The sequence below is a fragment of the Kosakonia sacchari SP1 genome (assembly GCF_000300455.3).
GTDB classification, from domain to species: Bacteria; Pseudomonadota; Gammaproteobacteria; order Enterobacterales; family Enterobacteriaceae; genus Kosakonia; species Kosakonia sacchari.
On sequence record NZ_CP007215.2, the window covers coordinates 739751 to 758657 of the forward strand.

Annotated in this window: 11 protein-coding genes; all 11 read left to right on the forward strand. The window is 52.7% G+C overall.

The window, feature by feature from the left end:
- Positions 1-7: 7 nt before the first annotated feature.
- On the forward strand, positions 8-1351 hold the full coding sequence (tssK, locus tag C813_RS26515; RefSeq protein ID WP_167579009.1) for a type VI secretion system baseplate subunit TssK: 1344 nt from the start codon (positions 8-10) through the stop codon (positions 1349-1351).
- Complete coding sequence (gene tssL, locus C813_RS26520) at positions 1348-2037, forward strand: type VI secretion system protein TssL, short form (RefSeq protein ID WP_017457533.1); 690 nt, start codon at positions 1348-1350, stop codon at positions 2035-2037. Before tssK ends, tssL begins: the two co-directional genes overlap by 4 nt.
- Complete coding sequence (locus tag C813_RS26525) at positions 2034-3746, forward strand: OmpA family protein (RefSeq protein ID WP_025263841.1); 1713 nt, start codon at positions 2034-2036, stop codon at positions 3744-3746. The genes tssL and C813_RS26525 overlap by 4 nt, the downstream gene beginning before the upstream one ends.
- A gap of 4 nt (positions 3747-3750) precedes the next feature.
- A complete protein-coding gene (hcp, locus tag C813_RS26530) occupies positions 3751-4242 on the forward strand; it encodes a type VI secretion system effector Hcp (RefSeq protein ID WP_017457535.1) in 492 nt (163 codons plus the stop codon).
- 176 nt (positions 4243-4418) lie between these two features.
- Complete coding sequence (gene tssH / locus C813_RS26535) at positions 4419-7073, forward strand: type VI secretion system ATPase TssH (RefSeq protein ID WP_017457536.1); 2655 nt, start codon at positions 4419-4421, stop codon at positions 7071-7073.
- The gene (locus C813_RS26540) at positions 7070-9421 is read left to right on the forward strand and encodes a type VI secretion system Vgr family protein (protein ID WP_017457537.1); all 2352 of its coding nucleotides are present in this window, start codon (positions 7070-7072) and stop codon (positions 9419-9421) included. The genes tssH and C813_RS26540 overlap by 4 nt, the downstream gene beginning before the upstream one ends.
- A 12-nt stretch (positions 9422-9433) precedes the next feature.
- Positions 9434-11509 (forward strand): kinase, encoded by a 2076-nt coding sequence (locus tag C813_RS26545; protein WP_040016502.1) that lies wholly within the window; start codon positions 9434-9436, stop codon positions 11507-11509.
- A 3-nt stretch (positions 11510-11512) separates the two neighbouring features.
- The gene (locus tag C813_RS26550) at positions 11513-11986 is read left to right on the forward strand and encodes a hypothetical protein (protein WP_017457539.1); all 474 of its coding nucleotides are present in this window, start codon (positions 11513-11515) and stop codon (positions 11984-11986) included.
- Positions 11987-12616: 630 nt separating this feature from the next.
- A complete protein-coding gene (locus tag C813_RS26560; RefSeq protein WP_025263842.1) occupies positions 12617-13825 on the forward strand; it encodes a hypothetical protein in 1209 nt (402 codons plus the stop codon).
- Positions 13822-17298, forward strand: coding sequence for an ImcF-related family protein (locus C813_RS26565; RefSeq protein WP_017457542.1), 3477 nt, complete (start codon positions 13822-13824; stop codon positions 17296-17298). The genes C813_RS26560 and C813_RS26565 overlap by 4 nt, the downstream gene beginning before the upstream one ends.
- Positions 17298-18899 (forward strand): type VI secretion system protein TssA, encoded by a 1602-nt coding sequence (tssA, locus tag C813_RS26570; RefSeq protein WP_017457543.1) that lies wholly within the window; start codon positions 17298-17300, stop codon positions 18897-18899. The genes C813_RS26565 and tssA overlap by 1 nt, the downstream gene beginning before the upstream one ends.
- The last annotated feature ends 8 nt before the right edge of the window (positions 18900-18907 follow it).

Genomic DNA, 18907 nt, shown 5'->3' on the forward strand with positions numbered 1-18907 from the left:
CAGGAAGCTGATGAAAACGGAACAACCGTTATGGGGCAGGGGCATTATGGTTTCTCCCCAGCACTTCCAGCAACAGGCCGCGTATACGGCCTGGGCTGCGGAATGTATCGCCCAATTCGGCCTCGCTCACCCATGGGGGGTGATTGATGCCACTTTTGAACTGGAAGCACTAAAGCTGGGTCGTCTGCAGAGCCGCCACCTGCATATCCGCTTTCAGGACGGTACGCTGATTGATACAGACAATGCTGACGCTCTACCATCTGCGCTGTCGCTTGAGGGCGAATCACATGAGGTGGTGGTGGTGCTGGCACTCCCTTTGTTGCGGGCCAATGGCGGCAATTGCCTAAAACCTGATGGTGTGGCAGAGCGCCCGGTGCGCTATCGCCAGCGTTGGCGAGATGTTCGCAATACTTTCGGGGACGACACTCGTCAGATTGCGGTGATGCAGCCAGAACTGACGCTGCGTTTTGACCATCAGAACAACAGCGATTACCTAACCTGCCCGGTTGCGCGTCTTCGGCTGGATTCTCAGGGCGTCTGGGTACTGGACGAAACCTTTCTCCCCCCACTCTTGGCCATTCAGGGCAGCCGTTGGCTGGTGAAACAACTGGAACAGTTGATAACCCAGTTGCGTGCTCGTCTGAGCCGTCTGATGGCCATGCGTCGTGAAAGTAATGAACGGATGGCTGATTTCGCGGTGGCCGACGTATCTCTATTCTGGTTGCTCAATGCACTGAATAGTGCCGAGCCTGTGCTGGCACAGTTTCAATGCAACCCGCAAAGCCCACCAGAGCGTCTGTATCCGGAGCTTGCCCGCCTGGCTGGAAGTTTATTGACGTTCTCGCTGGAGCATCAGGTGAGCGCTATTCCAGTCTGGCAGCACGAGCAACTGAATACGGTTTTCCCGCCGCTGTTTGACTTATTGAGTGATCTGCTGGAAGCCAGTCTGCCCTCGCGGGTGGTCTCGCTTGACTTTGAGTATGACGCACGTCTGCGTTTCTGGCAGGCCCGTCTGCATGACCCACGTCTGCGCGAAGGTGCTGATTACTACCTCTCTGTGCGTTCACCGATGCCGGTGGCGCAATTGCAGGAGCAGTTCCCGCGTCAGTGCAAAGTGGGCAGTCCGGATCATGTCCGGGGCATCGTTAATTCATCCCGTGTAGGGGTTCCTCTGACGCCTTTGCGTCACGTTCCTGCTGCCATTCCGTTGCGCCTGGAAAATCAGTATTTCAGCCTTGATATCTCTCATCCTCTGGCTGTGGAAATGCTCCAGAGTGGCTGCTGCATGTTTTATGTCCCGGGAATGCTCGGCGAACCTGAACTTGAACTCTTTGCGGTACTGAGAACATGAATAAGCGTAAATGCGGTGGCGCCGCGTCCATTGATATTGATGAGCTGCTGCAGGACACCTGGCTGCAAGTCATTAGCCTGCGTTACGGCCCGCAGTTTCAGGAAGGCGAAGGCCGGATGCTGTGGGAGCGCTGTATCGCTGATGTGGAGCGCGTACAGCGTCAGCTTAAAGCGAGCGAACTTGATGAGGCCAGCTGTCTGCATATTCTCACTGCGCAATGTGCGCTGCTTGATGAGGCAGTCAAAAGCCGCGGTGTGGATGATGACGCTTGCGTGCAGTGGTATGACATTCCTCTGCAGGGGTATTTTCTCGGCACCATGGATGCTGGCGACACGCTGTGTGACCGGATGCGCGATGTGCTGCATGAACAGACACCCAACCATGCCGTCGTGACCTGCTTCCAGCGGGTAATGATGCTGGGATTCCTCGGCAGTTTTCGCTCACTAAACGATCCGGAGCGTCAGAAGCTCGTCAGCGCACTCAGCACACTTGTCACGCCCTTCAGCAATTCACCAACCCATCCTGTCTTGGCGGAAAGTTTTGCTGGCTGGAGGAGGGGCGGCTGGCTGACTTCGTGGCCTGTGTACATTTGCCTGAGTGTGATTGTGGTCGTGGCCATGTGGTGGGGGCTGAACCACTGGCTCGATCAACTGCTGATCTCCCTGTTGCCGGGGGGCGATAAATGAGTCCTGCTCAACGGTACGGGCTCGCACTGTGGGCCGCCCTGCTAAGCGTCGTGGTCTGCCTGGTTTTTTTACCAGTGTCCAGGATGGTTGCTGTACTTGCTCTGCTGGCGATTCTGGGGGGGATCGCGGCGTTCTGGTTCGTCGCCAGCCGTCGTGCTGAATATGACGTCACCTCGTATCTGGATAACCTGCCGGACGCTACATACCGCCAGCCTGTGGTACTGGTTTGTGGCGATCTACCGCTGGCTTGGCCACAGCAGTCACAGGTACTAACCGTAACGCAGGGCTGCTGGATCCGCGTGGAGGATGACCAGGAGTTGGTACAGATGGTCCGCCAGGTACTATGGCAGCGCCCGCCCTGGGGGCGCCAACTTTCGGTGATGGTCTGTGTCTGCCCGCAGAAGCATGCTGACAGCGAAGTGCTGACCAGTCGTCTGCTTGCCCTGCGCTGGCAAATCAGCCAATTGCGTAAGGAGACCGGGCATTCTGTACCGCTGGTGCTGAATGGCCAGATTGGCAGCGCGATCATGAGTGACACGCTGTGGCAGCTGGCGATTGCGGGTGAAGAGGTGAGGGTCTGGCACGAGTCCTCCGGGCCCCGTTCGATTGCCGCATGGGTCAGCACCTGCGGCGCGCCTGCGATGCAGCAGCAGGTGCTGATGAATAGCCTGATGAGCTGGTTTTATCAGCACGTTATTGCAGTATTTATGGATGAGAACCCTGATGTCTCGCCCATTTCGCCCACTGCTGTTTTATGGGGCATGGGGCCCATTCTTACCGGGAACCTGGCCTCTTCAGCCTGGACCGTGTGGTTATCTCGTCACACCGCCATGCAGCAAGTGACTGGCTGGCAGCCGGTGGAGGCTGACAGTACGGTGGCATCGCCATTGCCGGATTTCGTTCTGCCGCTGTTGCCGGAAGGGAAGGGATTAACCTCGCGGGACAAGGCCTTGCGGTGCGCGCTGAACCTTTTCACGCTTGCGGCTATTGCCGCCCTGCTCAGCAGCGGCTGGAATAATTGCCAGTTGCTCCACCGTGTGAGCTTCGATATAGCCCATTACAACCAACTCTCCATGGTTGATTACGGCCCGAAAGCGGATGCCGTTGCGGTCCTGCGTGACGACGCGGCCCAACTGGATGGCTGGGCGCGTAATGGCGTACCAGCCCGAATGAGCCTTGGTTTGTATCAGGGAGAGCGACTGCGCATTACGGTGCTGGAAGCAATTCGTTCGTATGTCCCGCCGCCATCACCTCCTGAATCTCAACCGAAAGCAGAACCGGTACCGAAAATTATCCGCCTCGACAGCATGTCGCTATTCGACTCGGGTCAGTCTGACCTCAAGCCTGGCTCTACCAAACTGCTGGTCAACTCCCTGGTCGGAATCAAGGCCAAACCGGGCTGGCTGATTGTCGTGGCAGGGCATACCGATAACACCGGCGATTCTGGGCTTAACCAAACGCTCTCGATGAAACGTGCCGAAGCAGTACGTGACTGGATGCGTGACACCGGTGACGTACCGGAAAGCTGTTTTGCGGTGCAGGGTTATGGCGCAAGTCGCCCGATCGCAACCAACGACACCCCGGAAGGGCGCGCGCGCAACCGCCGTGTCGAAATCAGTCTGGTACCGCAGGTCGATGCCTGCCAGTTACCGGGCAAACCCTCAGCGTCATCACAGGATGATGGCGCATCACAACACAATGGAGAGTAATTCCATGGCAATTCCTGTTTATCTTTGGCTGAAAGACGACGGCGGTGCGGACATCAAAGGGTCTGTGGACGTCCAGGATCGCGAAGGCAGCATTGAAGTCGTTGCACAGCAGCACAACCTGTACATCCCGACTGACAACAACACCGGCAAGCTGACCGGTACCCGTATCCACACCCCATTCCTGTTCACTAAGGAAATCGATTCTTCCAGCCCGTACCTGTACAAAGCGGTGACGACCGGCCAGACCCTGAAGTCTGCGGAATTCAAGTGGTACAAAATCAACGACGCGGGCCAGGAAGTGGAGTACTTCAACACCAAACTGGAAAACGTGAAAGTGGTGAAAGTGAATCCGGTGATGCACGACATCAAAGACCCTTCTTACGAGAAGCACAACCACCTCGAGCAGATCGAACTGCGCTACGAAAAAATCACCTGGACCTACAAAGACGGCAACATCATACATTCCGATTCCTGGAACGAACGCGCCACCGCGTAAGTCGCATGCGGGCAGTCCCCCTGTCCGCTTTTTCTTTTTTGCTGAATGTCTGCCGTCGCGGGCTTTCAGCAAAGAATCGCACAATTTGCCTGCCTGACCTGATGCGCTTTGGGTTCCTTGTCAAAAGGGAAAGCGATGGGCGGTAGCGTACCCGGCACAACCTAAGAGAGAAAAAAATGGAAAACTCAGCCGCCCTGTTACGTCGCCTTAATCCTTACTGCGCCCGTGCGCTGGAAGGGGCTGCCTCCCTGTGCCAGACCCGTGCCCATGCGGAAATTTTGCCGGAACACTGGTTGCTGAAACTGCTGGAGCAGGGCGAAGGTGATCTCACAGTACTGGCGCGTCGTTACGAGTGGGATATGGACAGCATGTGGCAGGCGCTGCTGGGCTGGCTGGACAGGCTTCCGCGCTCGGTACGCAGCCGGCCGCAACTAGCGAACTCTCTCAACATGTTGCTGAAACAGGCATGGATGATTGCGTCGTTGCAGGGCGAAGCACAAATCCGCAGCCTGCATCTGCTGATTGCGCTGGTTGAAAGCCCGACGCTGATTCATTGCGATGGCCTGTGGCCCATGCTAACGCTGGGTCAGAGCCAGCTTGAGCGCCTGCGCCCGCTGCTGGATGCACAGTCTGACGAACGCCCGGAAGTGCAGCAGGAAGCAGAACTGGCCCAGAGCCATGGCGGCGATGTGGAGTTTGTCGGACGTCCTGTCGGCGCAGAGGCAAAAGAGGGGGAACTCAGCGCGGCGTTACAGAACGCGCTGGATAAATTCACCCTCGACGTCACCGCCAAAGCGAAAGCGGGCAAAATCGATCCGGTGTTTGGTCGCGATACTGAAATCCGCCAGATGGTGGACATTCTCTCCCGTCGTCGTAAAAACAACCCGATTCTGGTCGGTGAGCCGGGTGTCGGAAAAACCGCGCTGGTCGAAGGTCTCGCGCTGCGCATTGCCGAAGGCAACGTGTCTGCATCACTCAAACCTGTCGTTCTGCGTACCCTCGATCTTGGGTTGTTGCAGGCGGGCGCAGGCGTGAAGGGCGAATTTGAACAGCGCCTGAAAAATGTTATCGACGCCGTGCAGCAGTCGCCGGTGCCGATTCTGCTGTTTATCGACGAAGCACATACCATCATTGGCGCGGGCAACCATGCAGGTGGCGCGGATGCTGCAAATCTGCTGAAACCCGCGCTGGCGCGTGGCGAACTGCGTACCATCGCCGCCACTACCTGGTCCGAATACAAACAATACTTCGAACGCGATGCCGCGCTGGAACGCCGTTTCCAGATGGTAAAAGTGGACGAACCGGACGACGATACCGCCTGTCTGATGTTGCGCGGTCTGAAATCCCGCTACGCCGAACACCATAGCGTGCATATCACTGACGATGCCGTGCGCGCCGCTGTCACGCTGTCGCGTCGCTATCTGACGGGCCGTCAACTGCCGGACAAAGCCGTTGACCTGCTCGATACCGCTAGCGCCCGCGTACGCATGAGCCTCGACACTGTGCCGGAACAACTGACTCACCTCCGCTCGCAAATTACAGCGCTTGAAATGGAGAAGCAGGCGCTGCTGGAAGACATCGCCATCGGGAATCAGAACCTCGGTGAACGCCTGACGGCGATTGAGCAGGAACACGTACATCTGACTGCTGAACTCGACGAACTGGAGACCCGGTACGATCAGGCGCTGAAACTCACCGAACAACTGCTGGCGAGCCGCCAGGACATCTCCCGCCAGAGTGAAATCTGCACGCTGCAGCAGGAGCTGAGCGGCATTCAGCACAACAATCCGCTGCTCTCCGTGGATGTGGATGTGCGTACCGTCGCTAACGTGATTGCCGACTGGACAGGTGTGCCACTCTCTTCGCTGATGAAAGACGAGCAGACCGAACTGCTGAACCTGGAAGATGAAATCGGCAAACGTGTGGTCGGGCAGGATGCCGCGCTCACCGCCATCGCGCAACGCCTGCGCGCAGCGAAAACAGGCCTCACTTCCGAAAACGGTCCGCAGGGTGTGTTCCTGCTGGTTGGTCCGAGCGGAGTGGGGAAAACCGAAACGGCGCTGGCGCTCGCCGATGTGCTGTACGGCGGCGAGAAGTCACTGATTACCATCAATCTGTCCGAATACCAGGAGCCACACACGGTCTCTCAACTGAAAGGCTCGCCTCCGGGCTACGTCGGTTACGGTCAGGGCGGCATTTTGACCGAAGCGGTGCGTAAGCGCCCATATAGCGTGGTGCTGCTGGATGAAGTGGAGAAAGCCCATCGAGACGTGATGAACCTGTTCTATCAGGTTTTCGACCGCGGGTTTATGCGTGACGGAGAAGGCCGCGAAATCGACTTTCGCAACACCGTCATTCTGATGACCTCGAACCTCGGCAGCGACCACCTGATGCAGTTGCTCGACGAACAGCCTGACGCCACCGAAGGCGACCTGCAAGAACTGCTGCGCCCGATTTTACGCGACCACTTCCAGCCGGCGCTGCTGGCCCGTTTCCAGACCGTGATTTACCGCCCGCTGGCAGAAGCAGCCATGCGTACCATCGTGGAAATGAAACTGTCACAGGTCAGCAAGCGCTTACATTGCCACTACGGTTTGACCACGCACATTGATGAAAGTCTGTATGACGCGCTGACCGCCGCCTGCCTGCTGCCGGACACCGGCGCACGCAACGTCGACAGCCTACTCAACCAGCAAATTCTGCCTGTACTGAGCCAGCAGTTGCTTACCCATATAGCCGCAAAGCAGAAGCCGCAGTCGTTACGCCTTAGCTGGAGTGAAGAAGAGGGGGTTGGAATGGAATTTGACCGACCACAAGGAGTGAACATATGAGTGCTAACCTCCCGTTAAGATTCAGTCATAACCACCACCTGTTGGCGGTTAAAGGATGTGAATCTGAGCTCGACGTACTGGCTTTTGAGGGCGACGAAGCCTTGAGCAAATCGTTCAGTTACCGCATTGAGTTTACCAGCGCCGACCACGCCATCAGCAAAGAGACGATGCTGATGAAAGCCAGCTCTCTGACGCTGCAGGCACCGGTTGATCAGGGCCATGGTATTAAAATGCAGCAGCCGGTGCGGGTGATTCAGGGAGTGATTAGTGGCTTTGAACGCCTCAGTTCCTCGAAAGATGAAACCCATTATGCCGTGACACTCCAGCCGCGCCTGGCGCTGCTTGATCGCTCACACCAGAATGCCATCTATCAGGACATGTCCGTCCCGCAAATCGTCGAAAAAATTCTGCGAGAACGCCACAACATGCGTGGGCAAGATTTTCTGTTCTCACTGATCCAGGAGTATCCGCGTCGTGAGCAGGTGATGCAGTACGGTGAGGATGATCTGCATTTTATTAGCCGCCTGCTGGGCGAGGTTGGCATCTGGTTTCGTTTCACCACCGACACCCGCCTTAACATCGATGTTGTGGAGTTTTATGACAGTCAGCAGGGGTATGAGAAAGGCCTGTCGCTGCCATCGGTTCCGCCGTCAGGACAGCATTCGGAAGGCGTGGACTCGGTCTGGGGGATGGAGAGTCATCACAACGTAGTGCAAAAGCAGGTCAGTACTCGTGACTACAATTACCGTCAGGCCACGCAGGAGATGGACACACAAGTCGATGTGACCCGCGGGGATTCCACGACCTACGGGGATGCCTACCATTATGCCGATAACTATCTGACGTCCGGCGGTAATTATGACCGCAACCCGGCACCGGAGTCCGGCACGTTCTATGCCCATCTGCGCCATGAGCGCTACATGAATGGACAGACACAGACCCATGCTATCACCAGTTGTCCGACGCTTTCTCCGGGGCAGGTGCTGAAAGTCACCGGGGGCTATGAAGTGGCAGAGGTATTCAGCTTGGGCGTGGTCGTGACGGCAATGCACTGCCATGCTCGTCGTGATGAAGATTTTTGTATCCACTTTAGCGGCATTCCGGCTAGCACCGATTTTGGCTTCCGCCCTGAGCCCGGAGATCGTCCGCTAATGGCCGGTACGCTGCCAGCACGCATTACCAGTACCACTGACAATGATACTTACAGCCATATCGATAAAGATGGTCGCTACCGTGTCAACATGCTGTTTGACCGTGATAACTGGGAAACTGGGTTCGAGAGCTTGTGGGTACGTCTGGCCCGCCCGTATGCCGGGGATACCTACGGTCTGCACCTGCCCCTACTGGCTGGCACCGAAGTAGCAATTGGTTTTGAGGGGGGTAACCCGGACAGACCGTACATTGCAGGTGCGCTGCATGACTCCGCGCATCCTGACCACGTCACTATCCGCAACTACAAACGCAATGTCCTGCGCACTCCGGCAAATAACAAAATTCGCCTCGACGATGAGCGCGGGAAAGAGCACATCAAGGTCAGCACGGAGTTCGGCGGTAAGAGTCAACTGAATCTCGGTCACCTTGTTGATAGCGAGAAACAGAAACGCGGAGAGGGTTTTGAACTCAGAACCGACAGCTGGGGAGCCATCCGCGCGCAGAAAGGGATGTTTATCAGCGCTGATGGCCAGACGAAAGCACAAGGCCAGCAACTGGAGATGCAGTCGGCGGTCAGCAATCTGGACGATGCCCGGAAGCAAATGACATCCATCTCCGATGACGCGCAGAAGGCGACCGCGAATCCGGCCGATCTCCAGGCGCAAATCAAACTGCTGGAACAGCAACTGACGGATCTCAAAAAATCGGTGCTGCTGCTCAGTGCGCCGGATGGTATTGCTTTGACCAGTGGACAGCACTTGCAGGTGTCGGCCAGCCAGAACCTGATTGCCACGGCTGGTAAAAATGCAGACATCAGCGTGGTGAAAAATCTGTTCATCGGGGTTGGCAGTGCCCTAAACGTGTTCGTCCGTAAGCTGGGGATGAAGCTCATCGCGAACCAGGGGCCGGTGCAGCTACAGGTGCAGAACGACCTAATGGCTCTGCTTGCTCGTAAGGAAATTAGTATCGTCAGTACTGAAGATGAAATCAAAATCATTGCGAAGAAAAAGCTGACCCTGAATGGCGGTGGCAGTTACATCACTTTGGACGGTAATGCTATTGAATCTGCCACGTTGGGTGAGTACAGAACAAAAGCAGGACATTATGGCCGAAAGGCTAAAGCGAATAATAAAGAAGCTGTTCCTGCTTTAACTCCTGAGCAAAATACTCCATCTGGCAAGTTTACATTTTCATAGAGGGTTTAAAACATGATTATTAGTCCTCCATATTTAAGGCCTCATTCAAAAAATGAAAGTGATGATGGATGGGTGAGCAAAATGATACCCGTTGATGTTAGTCGTGGATTTCCGATTAACGGAAAGGAATCATGGCACGGCGGTGTGCATATAAAACATAATGATTCGAGTCATCCACCAGAGATGTTACGTGCGATAGCTGATGGAACTATAGTATTCATTAGAGAACCAGCCGAAAAAGAAAAAACCAAGAAAGAACCATTGAATTATAATGGTTACACAGACAATGGTTGCATTATTATAAAGCATGAAACTGAAATCGGTTCTGGAGAAAATTGTAAAGTCATGTTTTACTCAATGTATATGCATTTGAATTTCATATCGAATGCTCTTTTCGTTGGGAAAAATATTGGACGAAAAGATTCATTAGGTACAACCGGCATGGTCGATGGAGTGAATGCTATACATATGCAAATATATTGCGAAGACCAGTATATAGAAAAAATCACAGGGAGATCACAACCGCACCTTGATACATCAAAAAATGGAAGAGTTGATGTATGTTTTGGTGATATTCATTTTTACATCCCATCAGGAACCCCTTTCTATAATGGCAAAAGTATAGATGGTGTGACTGTTGTTGAAGAAAATACACCAATATACACTAATAACCGGGAGTTATTTTTAACAATTGAAACTAAAGGCGAGAAACGTACAATAACCACCAGGCAGAATGGGAAAGAAGATGGTCAGTTTGATATCGTTGGTGAATCTATTAATGATGCTAGTGGTTTGAATGAAAACAATATGTATGAATATGCCCTTAAAGGATATCCAGACTCCATTTCATCAGGGTATGAATTGCTCAGATTCGGCCGTGTTTTAAATTGTGAAAGCAAGCCGTTATCTGATAAAAGCAATAACTATTGGCTTGAGGTGAGTTATCCTGGTGGGCGTGGTTTCATAAATATCGCATCAGAATCCGTAAAAAAATATAGCGATGCAGATTTTCCTCATTGGATTGGGTGGGTTTTAGTAACTGATGATTCAGATATAGATAGTCAGTGTAATTCAAATGTTGTGATAAATTCAAAAGATGAATGCAGAAGCCGATTAATATGTAGATTCCCTTTTGAATGGGATCAAAATACGCTAGAACAGCGACTTGGTTGGTTGCAGGAGAAAAATGAAACTGTTGATCCTCCATTGGATAAAGACTCATGGGAGAAATTACTAGACCATGCTCGAGCTCTATGCATAAGTGGAGATATCCCTAAAAATAGGGTATGGCATTTTGACCCCAGATCGTTTATTACATTGTTTCGGAAATGTAATTGGCTTTCCGCAGAAGAGTTAGAAAAAGTCTATCCAGATAACCTCTATCCTCTTAAGGCGTTGGAAAAAATAGGTACGTCTCCAAAGGATATTAGAGAAAAATATAGAGAAATCATCAATCGCTGCCTTGAAAAATATTTCATAACAACTCCAACAAGAAAATCACATTTTTTTGGGCAAGGTGCAATTGAGTCAGGGATGTTATCACTAATGATTGAAGGGGCTGCCAGTTTTTCACGAAACCCTACCCATTCAAGTTTTTCTTCAGAGAAAAATGGATACTATAACCCTCTTCCTGGTGGCTATCTTGATTATCTGAATGGGCGACTTGGAAATATTGAGCCAGGAGATGGTCCGAAATTTAGAGGCAGAGGGATGAAACAGCTTACAGGCCGCGAAAACTACAGTAAATACTGGGGGTATAGGGGATGGATTGACTTAGAAAAATACCCTATGAACTACAAGGGGTTTATAAATGGATGGTGGAGGCCCGTTAATTTAATTAAAGCTCCTGCCATAGCTGACCCACAGCTTCTATCAATTTCTCCATATAACTGTATTGACGCTGGTGCTTGGTACTGGATTGCCGGTGCTCGCACCGCTGGATTTCGCCCAATAAATGCGAAAATAGTGGAGTTGGATGTTTCACATGAACATTCTAAAATTGTAACCAAAGCTATTAATGGTGCGTATACCGACGAAGAACGCAGATGGAAAGAAACAATTAGAATCTCTCATATATTGATGGACTAATAAATGAATCTGAGTATTGCAACAATTGCCGGTTTTTTTATTTCATTTAATGCATATGCATCAGGCGTTACATTAAATGGAAATGATTCTGTAAGTATTCACATTAACAATCACACAAAAAATTTAACGTTTGACACTGTTATAAATGGCTATAGTGTTAAATGTAGTGGTGATAAATTAATTCTTTGGGGTAAGCCGAAAGCAATTAATGAGGGAAACCCCCAAGATACAAATGTGATTCTGGTAGATTTACAACAAGGGTACAAAAAGATTGAAAAAGTTGTGAGTGAAGGTGTCTTTGACGTTGGTTTTATAAAAGGAAAGGATTACGCCTATATCGAAACCAATCAGGGTTTACTTTTTAATCTTACAAGTGGAAAGCTAAAACCAGTAGGGCCAGGATTTGATCCTACGGATGATAAGAATTTTGAAGCGTGTAAGAAAAATAGTTCGTGGGAATTTAATAGATACCCTTAGGGTTAGCATAGCTAATAGGTTGAAAGAAATGATGATTATGTCATCAAGGAGTTAGCTTGAGGATTATTAAATTGCTGATAATATTGATAGTGTCGTCGTTTTACTCAGTTTTTTCAGTGTATTCTTTTGTAAAAGGTACTCCCCAGAAAACGGACATGGATTTCATACGACATTATGAAGTGTGGAATGATGTAGCCACTCAGAATTTAAGTGAAGATACTGGGTTCCATGCAAAAGATGAATGCATTAAATTGCTTAAAAATATTGTACTCAATCTTCTGATAGAGTCTGCTCTGATATGTTTGGGGAAAATTCTCAACAACTTCAGAGTAGTGCAATAATTATTGGCTCTACGAATAGCGTGCGGGAAGTAGTGATAAAGAACGAAATACCTTCAAGGTATCGGTGATACAGGCACCAATATTGACCATTTTGAATATCATTTTGTATTTGTAGGGGGTAAAAGTATTTAATAGGCGAGGTATATCAATTGTCTAAGTCTGAAACTAAAGTGAAAACCTTATAGTTATAAGAAGCTCAATTCAAAGAATTCACTTTTTTTGAAAGGCAGTAGTAGCGTTTATACATTTAATTTTCTGATTTTTATCATGATTAGCTGACTGGATAATTATGTTTTACTCCCTTAAACATCTTCCTGAATGTTATCCACGACCCGTTCCACCAAAAATATCACGTTGGTTTGCTGTTCTGGCGGCAATGTTGGTCATTAGCGTGATCTTCATGCGTATATTCGGACGCTACATTGATCCCAGGCACTTTTGGTTAATTACCATTGGTACGCCTGTCGTTGTATGGATTGTGAGTTTCAGCATTCGCGCGTGGGCCTGGTCATTACAGGACAGTAAAGCGAATGGTTTTGACCGACGTCGGGAGCATTGGATCTTAAGTGAGACCCGTAAAGCACGCCGTGCGCTTCAGGTATTGAATACGACATTTATTACTGCCTATCAGGAAGATGAACAGGCTTCTGTTGCCGTTGAAATGATCAACAATCAGAGCATTATCATTACTCAGTCGGACTGGAAAGAAGAGAAAAGCAAGCGGCTGAGCCGTATTACGACTGATCCAGACGATACCCCTGAATTGGTCGCCTTACGTCTGTTCTCAGAACTTATTGCTGATCTGCCAGTTGGCCAGTTCCCGGAAAATACCTCGCTGGTGGTCATCCTTGATATCTCGTCATCTCTCTCATTCTCTGCGATTAAAAATATTTGGCAGAAAGCCTGGCTAGAGAGTGGCATAACCTGCGCTGTTGAGTATGTAGACAACACTGGGCCGAAAGTCGTCAGCCACTGGCTGAATCACCGCATTAAAGATGAGGCGATGTTATTAATTGTTGGTCTCCAGATTGATCCGGTTGTTTCAAACAATACTGCTGAAGCAGCCGTTGCTCTGCTTCTTGGCAACCGCCTGACACAGGATGCACTCGAACCTCTCGCTTTGCTGCATCGGCCAGATGCTGCTCCAGCAGGTGAACTGAGCGAGGGGATGTACATGGCTGCTTATAACGTCCCGCTCAAAGAAAATATCGTGAAAAATTTATGGCTTGCCGGTCTGACTGGTGAGCAGCGCGCAGAAGTGATCGCGTGTCAGAACATACATCCTGCGCAGTCTGTAGATGACGACGGCGTGATTTCACTCGATATATCCATGGGACATGCCGGAGCTGCAGCTCCCTGGCTGGCCATCGCTGCCGCCACTGAAATCGCCCGACAAACACAGTCACCACAGATGATCATCTGCGGTGATACCACACAGAATTTGCTGTGGAGCACGCTCATTACCCCGATTGCTTCCCGACAGGAGATGGATCCGTGAAGCTACCTTTAGCACCGAAGACTACGGAAGGCCGCTATCTTGCTGTCGCATTGATTTTCTTTTTGCTGTTAGCCGTTATGACGTTCATGGTCTGGAAGCAGCCGGATATAGCCGGGATTGAAGACGGTAGTCAGCAGCAAATTTACTGGCTTATTGCTGGCGGATGTATTTCAGTGTGTGCCCTTATCGTATCGGTGATGCTCCTGGCGGCGGTACGTATTGCTGGCAAGCAGGAGTTTAATGCGCTTGTCGATAACACCAGCGGTGATGATGAGAAAAAGAAACGGGAAAATGATAAAGCTCCTGTTCACCCAGCGGTGGCCATGTATGGCAAGATTCGGGTGCATCTCCGCTCCCGCATTGGACTTTACTGGCGCCGTAAAACCCGTCTGTTGTTAATCACTGGCGATGAGGCGGCAATCGAACTATTGGTACCAGGCCTGCAGGAAAGCCAGTGGCTTGAAGGCAGCCGTACCGTTCTGATTTATGGCGGCAGTCTGACTGCTGAGCCCGACAAGGAAAAATACACCGCGCTGCGTAAACTGTGTCCTGGACGCCCACTGGACGGTATTGTTCGCGTCATACCACAGTCGCTTAATCTGACCCCACAAACCAGTGACAACGATTTACGCGGACTGGAAAAAATCAGCGAGCTGCTTCGTTTTTCCGCACCGGTCTGGCTGTGGCAACTGTGCGATAGCAAGTGGTCGCAGACTAAACGCACTGAACAAACGGTAGGGGCCAGTTTCCCGCTGCGTGCGAAAGCCGAAAATATTACCCGCCAGCTTGAATTGATGCTGCCGACCCTGCGGACGCAGGGGGTGAGTCAGGTCGCTGAGAACAACAGTCACGACTTCCTGCTGCGTCTGGGTCAGCACCTCAAAGACGGCGGTATTGCCCGCTGGGCTCAGCAACTGGTGCCATGGTTGTCTGGTTCCCAGCAGCGTGTTCCGCTGCGTGGCCTGATGTTCAGTCTGCCGGAGAATCAACCCGCTGATCCATTAGAGGGAACAGCCAGCTCCGCATCTGCCGCGAAATATATCCCAGAATCGCAACGCCATGCGCTGACCCTGCCGGTGGCCTGGCAGGGCATCGTTGACGACTGCACCCGAGTACGTGGCCGCCGAGTCGGTATGGCGTGGGAACAGACGTTTGTCTGGGCGCTGATGACCATTATTGGTATTTGGGGCGCGGGGATGCTGCTGTCGTTTGCGTTAAATCGCCTGCAGATAGTCTCTGTTGCTGAACAAGCCCATGCCCTGCTAGGGCATCCTTCCGTATTGGATTACCAACTGACGGCTCTACATTCCCTGCGAAATGATGCTGGCCGCCTGCAGCACCGTATTCGGGACGGTGCGCCATGGTATCAGCGCTTTGGTCTGAACCATAACCAGCAACTGCTCGACGCGATGCTGCCCTTGTACGGCGTGGCGAACAACCGCCTGATACGCGACCCGGCAAATGCCGCCCTGGCGCAGAAACTCAGCGTTTTGGCAGGCACTCCCCCTGACAGCGGCCAGCGTGCTCAACTGGCGAAACCAGGCTATGACCAGTTGAAAGCGTGGCTGATGATGGCCCGTCCGGATAAAGCCGACGGCGCGTATTACGCGCAGACTATGAAAACCGTACAGCCGACGCGAATGGGCATCTCAACCGGCCTGTGGCAAAGCCTGTCGCCGGATTTATGGGCCTTCTACATTTCCGAACTGCCAAAGCGGCCACAGTGGAAAATCACGCCGGATGCGCAACTGGTCAGCCAGAGCCGGCAGATACTCTTGCAACAGATTGGCCGCCGCAACGCTGAAAGTACGCTTTATGAGAACATGCTCAAATCCGTGCGTCGTAATTTCGCCGATGTGTCTCTGGAAGACATGTGTGGTAGCACCGATGCGCGCCGTCTGTTTACTACAGATGAAGTGGTGCCGGGTATGTTCACCCGCCAGGCATGGGAAGGGGAAATTCGGCAGGCCATTGAAAAGGCGGCCAACTCGCGGCGGGATGAAATCGACTGGGTGCTGAGCGACAGTCGAAAAAACGTACCCTCAACTCTGTCACCGGAAGCACTGAAAGGGCGTCTGACGCAACGTTACTTCACCGACTTTGCCGGTAGCTGGCTGAATTTCCTCAATAGCCTGCGACTTAATCCGGCGAACAACATTACGGACGTCACTGACCAGCTGACCCTGATGAGTGATGTACGCCAGTCACCATTGGTTGCCCTGATGAATACCATTGCCTGGCAGGGGCAGACCGGGCAGCAGAATGAAGCTCTTTCGGACTCCATCATCAGATCGGCCAAAGATCTGGTGGGTGGAAAAGACAAACCCGCCATTGACCAGTCAGCGTCAGGCCAGCAGGGACCACTGGATGAATCCTTTGGACCATTGCTTACACTGATGGGCAAAGACAAGGGCGGTAATATGGTGTCGGCGGATGACATGCTGAGCCTGCAGACTTACCTGACCCGCATCACCCGCGTGCGTCTGCGCCTGCAACAGGTGGCCAGCGCCTCTGACCCGCAGGAAATGATGCAAACCCTGGCGCAGACCGTATTCCAGGGCAAAAGCGTGGACCTGACCGACACCCAGCAGTACGGCAGTCTGATTTCGGCAAGCCTTGGCGAAGAGTGGAGCGGTTTTGGTAGTACGATGTTCGTGCAGCCATTGACGCAGGCCTGGGAGACGGTGCTTCAGCCGTCGGCGGCAAGCCTCAACGACAAATGGAGCCGTTCGGTTGTCGCTAACTGGCATACCTCATTTGACGGACGTTTCCCGTTTGCGGCGAGTAAAAGTGATGCCTCTTTGCCGATGCTGGCTGAATTTGTGCGCAAGGACAGCGGACGTATTGAGCGCTTCCTGACGACAGAGCTCAGCGGTGTACTGCACAAAGAGGGCAGCCAGTGGGTACCGGATAAAGTCAACAGCCAGGGGCTGAGCTTTAACCCGGCCTTCCTGCGGGCGATTAATCAGCTGAGCCAGTTGTCGGACATTCTATTTACTGATGGAAGCCAGGGCATCAGCTTTGAGCTGCAGGCGCGTCCTGTATCGCAGGTGGTGGAAACCCAACTGACCATTGATGGACAAAAGCTGCACTACTTCAACCAGATGGCCGACTGGCAGAGCTTTCGCTGGCCGGGAGACACGTACAAGCCGGGGACTATGATGACCTGGACTACTGTCAACACTGGCGCGCGCCTGTTCGGAGACTACAGCGGGACCTGGGGCTTCATTCGCTGGCTGGACCAGGGTAAACATCAGCGGCTTGACCGCAGTCAGTGGATGATGAGCTTTACCGCCCCGGACGCTCGAACCCTGCAGTGGGTACTGCGCTCACAGCTCGGAAAAGGTCCACTGGCGCTGCTGGATCTGCGCGGTTTCACGCTGCCGGAGCAGATATTCAGTGTCGACAGCGCGGCCACCGCTCAGGCGCTAATGGTCAACACCGGAAACAGTGACATGGATGGAGTCGAATAATGAGCACTCTGCAGAATCTGGTTGCCGCCTGCCAGGCTGATGAAACTCAGTTACGGCAACAGGCGCAGGCACGCATGGAAAACTGGCAACCCTGGCTTGCTCTGGTCAGCGATACCAGTCCGACTGGAGAAGACCCGGGATATGACGATGATTTTCAGCGCATCCGGGAGGAGGTCAATAAACTTTCCGGCATCGATACCGGACTGATTTGCACGCTTGCCGAAAAACTGCTGAATACCACTGCCAAAGATATCCGGATTGTCACCTATTACTGCTGGGCGCGTCTGCACCAGGACGGGGAAACCGGCTTTGCCGAAGGGCTTGAGCTACTAGCGGGATTGTTACAGCGCTATGGAACGCAACTTCATCCGCAGCGCGAGCGAAGCCGTAAACCGGCGCTAGAGTGGCTCGCAGGCTCCCGTGTTCTCGACAGCCTGTCACTCTGGCCGGAAGTGGTACGCGAGGATGCATTGCGCACTGTCGGCGCGTTGCTGCTGATCCGCGACAGCCTGGGGGCGGAGCCGGAAGCGTCACAGCCAGAGCTGAATGCGCTTTATAGAGCACTGGAGTCCCGCCTGATGAAAGGCGGCGGCGTTGATGCGGTTGTACCGCAGAATGCCAGTAGTCAGACACGCGCGCAGCCGCCATCTCACACGACAGAACAGGATGCGCCAGTGCTGAGCCGCATCACGTCCGGTCAGGATTTGCTGGTCCATGCCCGCACTCTGACGGGGTACCTGCGTGAGCAACCCGATGGCTGGCTGGCCGCACACCGGCTGATGAAAAGCCTGCGTCATGACACGCTGAGCGCTATTCCGGCTCCGGATGCCGAAGGGAAAACGCGCATTGAACCGCCACGGGCTGATCAGCGGGCCATGCTCAAACGCCTGTACCTGCAGCAGAGCTGGCTGGAGATTCTGGAGCAGGCGGACAGCACTTTCTCGCGTGGCGCCAATCACCTCTGGTTGGATTTGCAGTGGTATATCCACCAGGCCCTGGTGAAATCGGGGCAGGATGTGCTGGCCGACATCATTATCGCCGACCTGAAAGGGCTGCTGCGCCGCCTTACCGGGCTTGAAACCCTGGCCTTTAATGACGGGACGCCGTTTGCCGATGAGGTAACGCTGAACTGGATAAATCAGAGCGTGCTGGACGAAATTTCCGGCTGGTGTGATGAGCCGGTCAGTGTCGTCAGTGTGACGGATAACGATATCCTTGCACTCGAGCCGGAAGCGCTGGATAAAGCGGACACTGACGGTCTGGGTGCCACACTTCAATGGTTGCAGACACGCCCGGGCATCGATTCGATAAAAGACAAATGGTTACTGCGTTTGCTGATGGCCCGCGTGGCCGAACAGAAGGGCAAAAATGAACTGGCTCTGCATTTGCTGGGGGAACTCGATGGGGCTGCACAGTCCATCACCCTCACGCAGTGGACTCCGGCACTGTTATTTGAAGTCAAATCGCGCCGCCTCAAATTGCTGCGCATGAAAGCCACCCGCAGTGAAACCGATAAATCGCGGTTACAGCAAGAGATGGACCATCTTCTGGCAGGTCTGATTGCGCTCGATCCGGCAGGCAGTGCGGTGCTTTGCGGGTAAACAGGACT

Bases quoted from the DNA above. Each gene is read 5' to 3' on its own strand.
- tssL (WP_017457533.1), top strand. From the start codon at position 1,348: ATGAATAAGCGTAAATGCGGTGGCGCCGCGTCCATTGATATTGATGAG.
- C813_RS26525 (WP_025263841.1), top strand. From the start codon at position 2,034: ATGAGTCCTGCTCAACGGTACGGGCTCGCACTGTGGGCCGCCCTGCTA.
- hcp (WP_017457535.1), top strand. From the start codon at position 3,751: ATGGCAATTCCTGTTTATCTTTGGCTGAAAGACGACGGCGGTGCGGAC.
- tssH (WP_017457536.1), top strand. From the start codon at position 4,419: ATGGAAAACTCAGCCGCCCTGTTACGTCGCCTTAATCCTTACTGCGCC.
- C813_RS26540 (WP_017457537.1), top strand. From the start codon at position 7,070: ATGAGTGCTAACCTCCCGTTAAGATTCAGTCATAACCACCACCTGTTG.
- C813_RS26545 (WP_040016502.1), top strand. From the start codon at position 9,434: ATGATTATTAGTCCTCCATATTTAAGGCCTCATTCAAAAAATGAAAGT.
- C813_RS26550 (WP_017457539.1), top strand. From the start codon at position 11,513: ATGAATCTGAGTATTGCAACAATTGCCGGTTTTTTTATTTCATTTAAT.
- C813_RS26560 (WP_025263842.1), top strand. From the start codon at position 12,617: ATGTTTTACTCCCTTAAACATCTTCCTGAATGTTATCCACGACCCGTT.
- tssA (WP_017457543.1), top strand. From the start codon at position 17,298: ATGAGCACTCTGCAGAATCTGGTTGCCGCCTGCCAGGCTGATGAAACT.